This window comes from Caulobacter sp. D5, assembly GCF_003185805.1.
Classification (GTDB): domain Bacteria; phylum Pseudomonadota; class Alphaproteobacteria; order Caulobacterales; family Caulobacteraceae; genus Caulobacter.
Genome location: NZ_QHJY01000180.1, coordinates 1 through 7,815, shown reverse-complemented (window position 1 = coordinate 7,815; position 7,815 = coordinate 1). Strand labels below are relative to the sequence as shown.

General features: G+C 69.5%; 10 protein-coding genes. 5 read left to right on the top strand and 5 right to left on the bottom strand.

Translation table 11 applies throughout. From position 1 onward, the window contains the following. Positions 1-289: 289 nt before the first annotated feature. Together DMC18_RS13030 and DMC18_RS13025 are read left to right on the top strand one after the other, a co-directional pair. Positions 290-1,138, top strand: a complete 849-nt coding sequence (locus tag DMC18_RS13030; RefSeq protein WP_110119556.1) for a sensor histidine kinase KdpD — start codon at positions 290-292, stop codon at positions 1,136-1,138. A 40-nt stretch (positions 1,139-1,178) separates the two neighbouring features. Then, positions 1,179-1,607, top strand: coding sequence for a SufE family protein (locus tag DMC18_RS13025; RefSeq protein ID WP_110119555.1), 429 nt, complete (start codon positions 1,179-1,181; stop codon positions 1,605-1,607). On the opposite strand, the gene DMC18_RS26575 is transcribed toward DMC18_RS13025, so the two are convergent. Beyond that, the gene (locus DMC18_RS26575; RefSeq protein ID WP_162839355.1) at positions 1,604-1,765 is read right to left on the bottom strand and encodes a hypothetical protein; all 162 of its coding nucleotides are present in this window, start codon (positions 1,763-1,765) and stop codon (positions 1,604-1,606) included. The genes DMC18_RS13025 and DMC18_RS26575 overlap by 4 nt on opposite strands. A gap of 78 nt (positions 1,766-1,843) precedes the next feature. On the opposite strand from DMC18_RS26575, the gene DMC18_RS13020 reads away from it, so the two are divergent. The 3 genes from DMC18_RS13020 to DMC18_RS13010 all read left to right on the top strand — a co-directional run bounded on the left by DMC18_RS13020 (position 1,844) and on the right by DMC18_RS13010 (position 3,749). Continuing rightward, complete coding sequence (locus DMC18_RS13020; RefSeq protein ID WP_110132993.1) at positions 1,844-2,797, top strand: rhodanese-related sulfurtransferase; 954 nt, start codon at positions 1,844-1,846, stop codon at positions 2,795-2,797. A 66-nt stretch (positions 2,798-2,863) separates the two neighbouring features. Next, the gene (locus tag DMC18_RS13015; protein ID WP_110119554.1) at positions 2,864-3,220 is read left to right on the top strand and encodes a hypothetical protein; all 357 of its coding nucleotides are present in this window, start codon (positions 2,864-2,866) and stop codon (positions 3,218-3,220) included. A gap of 76 nt (positions 3,221-3,296) precedes the next feature. Further along, positions 3,297-3,749 (top strand): PA2169 family four-helix-bundle protein, encoded by a 453-nt coding sequence (locus DMC18_RS13010; RefSeq protein WP_110119553.1) that lies wholly within the window; start codon positions 3,297-3,299, stop codon positions 3,747-3,749. Between the two features lie 45 nt (positions 3,750-3,794). Here the strand turns inward: DMC18_RS13010 and DMC18_RS13005 are convergent, their stop codons facing one another. The 4 genes from DMC18_RS13005 to DMC18_RS12990 all read right to left on the bottom strand — a co-directional run bounded on the left by DMC18_RS13005 (position 3,795) and on the right by DMC18_RS12990 (position 7,643). Next, positions 3,795-4,490: a DUF6456 domain-containing protein gene (locus DMC18_RS13005; RefSeq protein WP_110119552.1), complete on the bottom strand. Its 696-nt coding sequence runs from the start codon at positions 4,488-4,490 to the stop codon at positions 3,795-3,797. Then, positions 4,487-4,891 (bottom strand): helix-turn-helix domain-containing protein, encoded by a 405-nt coding sequence (locus tag DMC18_RS13000; protein ID WP_110119551.1) that lies wholly within the window; start codon positions 4,889-4,891, stop codon positions 4,487-4,489. Before DMC18_RS13000 ends, DMC18_RS13005 begins: the two co-directional genes overlap by 4 nt. 174 nt (positions 4,892-5,065) lie before the next feature. Next, on the bottom strand, positions 5,066-5,803 hold the full coding sequence (locus tag DMC18_RS12995; RefSeq protein ID WP_110119550.1) for a YceI family protein: 738 nt from the start codon (positions 5,801-5,803) through the stop codon (positions 5,066-5,068). Between the two features lie 76 nt (positions 5,804-5,879). Continuing rightward, positions 5,880-7,643: a DUF885 family protein gene (locus DMC18_RS12990; RefSeq protein ID WP_110132992.1), complete on the bottom strand. Its 1,764-nt coding sequence runs from the start codon at positions 7,641-7,643 to the stop codon at positions 5,880-5,882. Positions 7,644-7,815: the final 172 nt, after the last annotated feature.

Here is a 7,815-nt window from a genome sequence, read left to right as displayed (position 1 = left end):
CCAGCCAGCCCAGACGCCAGGCGCGCGCCGTCTCCCGCCCCGAAAGGACGGGGCGGAGGGTGGCTTCGTCCTGCCGCGGCTGCACCGGGTCGATGTCCAAGGGGGCGGGTCCGCCTCGAAGTTGTTGTTATTGGTGAATCCTAACCCCGGTTCGGCCCTTCTCCAAAGCACGCACAATTGTGGGGCGACCGGGCGAGTCCAGCTTCTTGTGGACGGAAACGGATTCGTAAGCGGGTTGGGTCAGGGTGGCACAGAATGCCTTTGCGGACAGAAGGTCCGGGAGTTTCACATGCCTCAGACGGCGTCCGCGGACGCTTCGACATCAGCCGAAGACCTCGCCGAAAGCGCGGGCGGTGCTGATTCGCGCCAGGCTCAGCGGCCTTCGGAAGGACCCACCGCGACGTTTCGCCGCGCGGCGGCCCGCGCTCGCCGCAAGGCCGCGCTCGATGATCAGAAGCGTTCGTTCCTGCGCATGGTCAGCCACGAGCTGCGCACGCCCCTGAACGCCGTCATCGGTTTTTCGGAAATCCTGGCCAGCGAGCTCTACGGTCCGCTCGGCGCGCCGCAGTACAAGGAATACGCCAAGCTGGTGCACGAGAGCGGCCTGAAGCTGCTCAAGCTGGTGAACCAGATCGTCGAGATCGCGCGCCTGGAAGGCCACGTCACCGACCTCGACGTCGCCGCCGAGCCGTTGGACGAGGCGGTCGAGGACGTCATGGCCCAGCTGCGCGCCGAGTGCGAAGCGCGCGGCGTGGTGATGAGCGCGCCGGATCTGGTGGGCATGCCCGCCGTCCTGGCCGACCGCCGGGGCCTGCGCACCATCCTGTCGAACCTGCTGCAGAACGCCGTCGCCCACTCGCCGTCGGGCGGGGTGGTGACGATCGAGGCCGAACTGGTCGGCGGCGGCATGGTCGAGATCTCGATCCGCGACCAGGGCGAAGGGGTGGAGCAGGGCGACCTGCAACGCTTGCTGCGGCCCTTCGAGCAGGCGGGCACCTCTCTGACCCGCAGTGGCGAGGGCGCGGGCCTGGGCCTGCCGATCGTCGACCTGCTGACGCGGGCCATGAACGGCGCGCTGCGGCTGAAGTCGGCGCCGGGGCAGGGGCTGACGGCGATCGTGACCTTGCCGGGCGCCTGATTGCTTGCATCGGGGGCGTGGCCCGCCTAAACGCCGCGCCATGAGCACCGACCCCAACGCCGCCCTCGACGAACTGGCCCACGAGTTCGAACTGCTCGGCGACTGGGAAGAGCGCTATCGCTACGTGATCGAGCTGGGCAAGGACCTGGCGCCGCTCACGCCGCAGGAGCACTCGGAAGACAACAAGGTGCGCGGCTGCGCCAGCCAGGTGTGGCTGGTCACCGAGCCGCAGGCCGACGGCACCGTCCGCTTCCGCGGCGACAGCGACGCCCACATCGTCAGCGGGCTGATCGCCATCGTGCTGCGGCTTTATTCCGGGGCTGCGGCCGGCGACATCGTCGCTTTCGACGCCTCGGCCGCCATGGCGCGCCTGGGCCTGTCGGAAGCCCTGTCCTCGCAGCGCTCCAACGGCCTCAAGTCGATGGTGGCCCGCATCCAGCGCGACGCGGCGGGTGTGGCGGGCGCCTAGAAGAAGCCCGCCCTGTTCCCGATGAACACGATGGCCACGATGATCAGCAGAAGCTGGATCAGCCAGTTCACGGGCGAGGGGATCGGCGAGCGCTGGACGGCGTAGAGCGCCAGGCCAAGCAGCACGAGGGCGATGATGACGGTGATCAGGATGCTCATGGCGCGGTAAACCCGCGTTCGGCGCGCTTGGTTCCGGCCGTGCTTGAGCCCGGGGCGTCGATCTTCTATGGCCCGCCCATGACCTCGCCCTGGCGCATCGCCGCCCTCTACCGTTTCGCGACCTTCGACGATCCCGACGCCATCCGCGCCGATCTCGCCAGGCTGTGCTGCGGGCTGAAGATCAAGGGCACCCTGCTGCTGGCCCGCGAGGGGGTCAACGGCACCATCGCCGGAACGCCGCAGGCCATCGACGCGGCCATCGCCCACATCCGCGCCCTGCCGGGCTGCGAGGCGCTGGAGCTGAAGTTCGCCGACGCCGACGCGCCGCCGTTCCACCGGCTGAAGGTCAAGGTGAAGGCAGAGATCGTCACCCTGGGCGAGCCCGACCTCGATCCGGCCTGCAATCACGGCGTCCACGTCGATCCGGCCGACTGGAACGCCCTGATCGCGCAGCCCGACGTGATCGTGATCGACACCCGCAACGGCTACGAGGTCGACTGCGGAACCTTCGAAGGCGCGATCGATCCGGCCACGCCCAGCTTCGCCGATTTCCCCGCCTGGTTCGACGCCTTCCGCCAGACCTGGGATCCCGCCGCGACGGCCCCCAAGGTCGCCATGTTCTGCACCGGCGGCATCCGCTGCGAGAAATCGACGGCCCTGCTGAAGGCGCGGGGCGTCGAGGAGGTGTTCCACCTCAAGGGCGGGATCCTCAACTACCTGGAGACGGTGCCCCAGGACGAGAGCCTGTGGCGCGGCGAATGCTTCGTGTTCGACGAGCGGGTGGCCGTGGGCCATGGCCTGTCGGAAGGCTCGCACGTGCTGTGCCGGGGCTGCCGCATGCCGGTGTCGGAGGCGGGGCGGGCCTCGCCTCTGTACGTCGAGGGCGTCTCCTGCGCACGCTGCCATGACACCCGCAGCGACGACCAGAAGGCCCGCTACGCCGAGCGCCAGCGCCAGGCCGCGCGGGCGATCGAGCTGGGCATCGACCATGTCGGCGCGGCCTTGCCGGCCAAGCCTTCGCGCGAAACCTGACGGATCGTCGGCGGCCGCACGGCGTTATTCCGACCGAGCCCCCTTTCTCGGACACGGAGATGACCCATGGTCGCCTATGACCCCACCCTGAATCCTGGCCACACGAACGGCGCTGGCCCGGCCCGCGCCCGCCAGGGCCTGATCGACACCCTGTCGGACAAGGTCTCGACCTTCCTCGACCAGCATTCCAAGTCGCCTGAACCCCAAGCTCCGGTCGCCGACTACGCCGTCGGCGGGCCGGCGAAGAAGCCGCTGACCATCGCCGGCCGCGAGGTGCATCTGGGCGGCCGCACCATCCCCCTGGCCGTCGCCGTGCTGGGCGGGGCGGTGCTGGCGGGACTGCTGATCAACAAGCGCACGCGGGGCGCGGCGCTCACGGCGGCCGGCACGGCCTGGACCTTCCTGCAATCGAAGAAGCCGTAAGGCCCAGCTTCGAACCTTTCGCGAGGGGGCCGCGTTGCTGCGGTCCCTCCCTTCGAAACGCCACAGGAGTTCACCCATGGCCCATACGAACGAAGACCACATCAAGCTCGTCAACGGCCTGGTCGAGATCACCATCGACAGCGCCGACGGCTATGAAGCCGCCGCCCGCGACGCCGAGAGCCGCAGCTTCAAGTCGCTGTTCGAGGCCCGCGCCCAGGAACGTCGCGGCGTGGTCTCCGACCTGCAGAGCGAAGTGCGTCGCCTGGGCGGCACGCCCGACGACGACGGCAGCATCCTGGCCGCCGCCCACCGCGTATTCCTGAACGTCCGCGACTCCCTGACCAAGGGCGACGAGTCGGTGGTCAAGACCGTCGAGGACGGCGAGGATCACATCAAGGCCAAGTACGAGAAGGCGCTGGAGGATCTCGACGTGGATCCGCAGACCCGCCGCGCCATCGAGGCCGCCTACGCCAAGGTCAAGGCCGGCCACGACCAGATGCGCGACATCAAGCACGCGCAGAGCCACTGAAGACGCTGAGCCAGGCGGCGGTCGAGATCCGGCCGCCGCCTTGCCTCACAGCATGCCGTAGTGCGCCGCCAGGCGCTGCAAGGCCGCCCTCAGGGCGGCCTTGCCCGTTCTGGGCTTGAGGCCCAGGGCGACCTCCGTGGCCTGGAGAGAGGCGCCGTGCAGGCAGATCGGCGACAGGATCGCCCTCTGCTCGGGCGCCAGCGCCATCATTGCCCGGGCCATGCGGGCCTTGGCGCTGATCGCACGCTCGGCGGGCTCCAGGCGCGGGCCGCCGCCGCGCGGCGTCGGGTCCCAGTTCATGGTCAGGCGGCCCAGCAGGCCCGAGGCGTGGGCGTCGGCCTCCAGTCGCCGGTCCGCCGCGCGCTCGACGGCGCTGAGCAGGCCGCGGCTGAACAGCCAGTCCAGCGGATCCGCGCCGAGATTGGCGCGATGCGTCGTGGCTTCACCGTTCTCGACCACAAGCTTCTCGCCCTCGACGAAGCCCGGACGACCGGGCTGTGCGGGCTGCGGCGCGCGACCCAGGCGCCAGCCGCCTTCGGGGCGGGGGACCAACTGGTGCATCAGCTTTCGGAAGGCGGCCTCGTCGATGGTCAGCATCGGCTTGCGGCCGCGGGCGAAGCGCACGGCGTAGGCCAGGCCCCGGGCCTCGATCACCGAGCCGGCGCGGGCCAGCAGGCGGGCGGCGCGGTCGGCCAGGTGCTCGGCCTCCAGGTCGCGCTCGACAATGGCGGCGACGCTCATCGGTCGATCCCCGCGGCGTTGGCGAACACTATGCCGGTCAGATCCGGAATGGTCTCGGGCGCCTGGCGCACGCAGGCCTCCAGAGCGCTCATGCGGGCGTCGAACACCCGGTCCTCGCGCATGTCCTCGATGCGATGGCAGGCGTGGGCGCAGGTGGTGCGGTCGCGGCCGAAGGCGAAGGCCACACGGGCCAGCGGCCAGTGGAAGATCACGTGGGCCAGGTAGATGGCGATCTGCCGCGCGCGGGCGGCGGTCTTGGACGCGCGCTTGTCCGAGACGATGTCGGCGGGCGCGACGCCGGTGGCCAGGGCCACGGCGTGGGTGACGAAGGCCGCGGCGAGACGGTCGCGACGCGGATCGGGCGAGATCGCCCAGGCCTCCTCCAGGATTTGAGCGAGCATGGCGGTCCCTCAAGAGCGGCGCCCCCAGTGACGCCCATGAGCATCAGCCTAGGCTGATATTCCTCCTGTAGGATAACTTTCCTATTTCGTGCGTCTAGTCGGAATTTAAACCACTGATTGTATTTGTCTGAGCGGTGGTCGATCCCCGTCGGCTGACGGGGATCGACGTTCGATTCAGGGATTGGCGGGCGCGGCCGGGGCGGTCGCCGCCGGCGGGTTGGGCTTCAGCAGTTCGGCCTCGATGGCGACCGTGACCTCGTCGCCGACGCCCATGGTCGAGCCCGGCTTGGGCACGCCGTAGCTGACCCCGAAGTCCGAACGCTTGAAGCTGCCGCTCAGCGAGAAGCCGATCCGGGCGTTGGGATCCATCGGCGGGAAGCCGGCGTAGCCGCCGTTGAACTTGGCTTTCAAGGTCACCGGCTTGGTCACGCCGTGCAAGGTGAGGTTGCCGCTGACGTCGGCGGTGTCGGGGCCGGTGGTCTCGACCTTGGTCGAACGGAAGGTGATGGCCCGGTACTTGGCCGCGTCCAGCCATTCGGCGCCGAGCAGTTCGTCGGTGAAGCCGGGCGGCGGGGCGGGAAGGGTCAGGGAGCTGGTCTTGATGCTGGCCTCGACGCTGGCGGCGGCCGGCGCCTTGGGGTCGAGGTTCAGCTTGACGTCGAAGTCGCTGAAGCGGGCCGTGTACCAGGAGAAGCCCAGGTGGCTGAGCTTGAACGACAGGTCGGCGTGCGACTTGTCCAGCTTGTACTCGCCGGCCGGCAGGTCGGCGGGCGGCTTGGCCGGGGCGGGCGCGGCGGCGGAGGCTTCACCGGCCGGCGGCGGCGTTTGCGTCTTGGCGGCCTTCGGGTCGGAGCAGGCCGCCAGGGCCAGCAGCAGGGCGCCGCCGATCGCGAACTTCGAGGCGTAGGACATGAAACCTCCCTTTTCTGTTGGGCGGGGAGGTTCGGCCCGGGGCGGCGATGCGGTCAACCCCGGGACGTTGTGACGCTTACGACTTCTTTTTACGCTCGGCGATCCAGGCGTCGGTGCGGGCGTCCAGCACCGCCAGCGGCGTCGAGCCGCCCAGCAGCACCAGGTCGTGGAAGGCCCGCTCGTCGAACTTCGGACCCAGCTGGTCCTCGGCGCGCTTGCGCAGCTCCAGGATCTTCAGCTCGCCGATCTTGTACGACAGGGCCTGGCCCGGCCAGGAGACGTAGCGCTTCAGCTCGACCTCGATATTGGTCGGCGACAGGGCGGTGTTGTCGGTGAAGCAGGCGCGGGCCTGGTCCAGGCTCCAGCCCTTGGCGTGGATGCCGGTGTCGGCGACGAGGCGGCAGGCGCGCCACATCTCGTAGGACAGGCGGCCGAACAGCTCGTAGGGGTCGCGATAGATGCCCATCTCCTCGCCCAGCCATTCCGAATAGAGCCCCCAGCCCTCGCCGAAGGCGCTGAAATAGAGGTTCTTGCGGAACTCGGGGCCGGCCTGCTCCTGGGCCAGCGAGGTCTGGACGTGGTGGCCCGGCGCGCCCTCGTGCAGCACCAGGGCCGGCAGCTCATAGAGCGCCCGCTGGTCGAGCTCGGAGGTGTTGATCATCAGCCCGCCGGCGCGGCCGGCCTTGGGATCGCCGCCGAAATAGCGGCCGGTGGTGTAGCCCTTCTCGATGCTGGCCGGCACGGGGCGCACGCCGTAGGTCAGGCGCGGCAGGGTTCCGAAGTGGGCCGGCAGCTGGTCGTCGGCGCGCTTGGCGATCTCGCTGGCCTTCTCCAGCAGCTGCTGGCGGCTCGTCGCATAGAACTTCGGGTCCTTGCGCAGATAGGCCAGGAAGGCTGGCAGGTCGCCGTCGAAGCCGGCCTGCTTCATGACGGTCTCCATCCGCGCGCGGATGCGGCGCACCTCGGCCTGGCCGATCTCGTGCACCTGGTCGGGGGTCATGTCGGTGGTGGTGTAGCGCTTGACCAGGAAGGCGTAGTAGCGCTTGCCGTCCGGCAGGTCGGAGGCCGCCAGGCTCTTGGCGGCGTGCGGCACGTACTCGTCCTGCATGAAGGCGACGAAGCCGGCGCGGGCCGGTGCGACCTTGGCCTTCAGCACCGCCTCGCCTTCGGCGATCAGGGCGGCCTTGCGGTCGGCCGGCACGCTGGCGGGCAGGGCGCGCAGCGGGGCCAGCAGCGGATCCTCGGCCAGCGGCGTGGCGGCCGTGCGCTGGGCGCGGTCGAGCACCGACTCGGCGGTCGAGCGGGCGTGGACGAAGCTGGTGGCGATCCCTCGGCGGGCCTCGGCGATGTTGGCGGCGTACCATTCCGGGCTCTGGGCCAGCAGGGCGATCCACTTCCTGGCCTCGGCCTCGTCCTTCAGGCGCATGCCGTTGGCGCGATAGAGCAGGGAGACGTCGAAGCCGCCGTCGCTGCTGAACGGCATGCGGCTTTCGTCGAACGACAGGCCGGTGAGCTTGTCGTCCAGGCTCCAGGCCAGGATCTGGCGGGTCAGCTTCTCGTCGTCGGTCAGGCCGGCCGCGTCGACCTCGCCCAGCAGGACCTTGGCCTTCTCGTAGCGGGCCTTGCGTTCGGCGTCGGCCTTGGGGCCGACCGGCGGAAACCGCCAGCGCGAGGCGTCGGTGGCGCTCTCGTCGTCGTCCACCGCCGAGACCGACTCATAGGCCTTCACCGCTTCGGTGAGACGGGCCGAGGCGCTGACCTGGGCCGCCTGGACCGGTCCGGCCAACAGCACGGCCGACAAGGCCGCGCCGGCGGCGAGGCGGAGAAGATGATGGCGCATGAACGCTCCCCGGAATGAACTCGGGTGAGGTTAGATCATGTCGTCGGGCATGGCCAAACGGCCAAGCTCAAGCTTGCGGATCATTTCGAATGTTCGAAGGGAGAGAGAAGAAAATGGAGCGGGCGAAGAGATTCGAACTCTCGACATCCACCTTGGCAAGGTGGCGCTCTAC

Coding starts and splice junctions, on each gene's coding strand:
- DMC18_RS13030 (WP_110119556.1), top strand. CDS start 290: ATGCCTCAGACGGCGTCCGCGGACGCTTCGACATCAGCCGAAGACCTC.
- DMC18_RS13025 (WP_110119555.1), top strand. CDS start 1,179: ATGAGCACCGACCCCAACGCCGCCCTCGACGAACTGGCCCACGAGTTC.
- DMC18_RS26575 (WP_162839355.1), bottom strand. CDS start 1,765: ATGAGCATCCTGATCACCGTCATCATCGCCCTCGTGCTGCTTGGCCTG.
- DMC18_RS13020 (WP_110132993.1), top strand. CDS start 1,844: ATGACCTCGCCCTGGCGCATCGCCGCCCTCTACCGTTTCGCGACCTTC.
- DMC18_RS13015 (WP_110119554.1), top strand. CDS start 2,864: ATGGTCGCCTATGACCCCACCCTGAATCCTGGCCACACGAACGGCGCT.
- DMC18_RS13010 (WP_110119553.1), top strand. CDS start 3,297: ATGGCCCATACGAACGAAGACCACATCAAGCTCGTCAACGGCCTGGTC.
- DMC18_RS13005 (WP_110119552.1), bottom strand. CDS start 4,490: ATGAGCGTCGCCGCCATTGTCGAGCGCGACCTGGAGGCCGAGCACCTG.
- DMC18_RS13000 (WP_110119551.1), bottom strand. CDS start 4,891: ATGCTCGCTCAAATCCTGGAGGAGGCCTGGGCGATCTCGCCCGATCCG.
- DMC18_RS12995 (WP_110119550.1), bottom strand. CDS start 5,803: ATGTCCTACGCCTCGAAGTTCGCGATCGGCGGCGCCCTGCTGCTGGCC.
- DMC18_RS12990 (WP_110132992.1), bottom strand. CDS start 7,643: ATGCGCCATCATCTTCTCCGCCTCGCCGCCGGCGCGGCCTTGTCGGCC.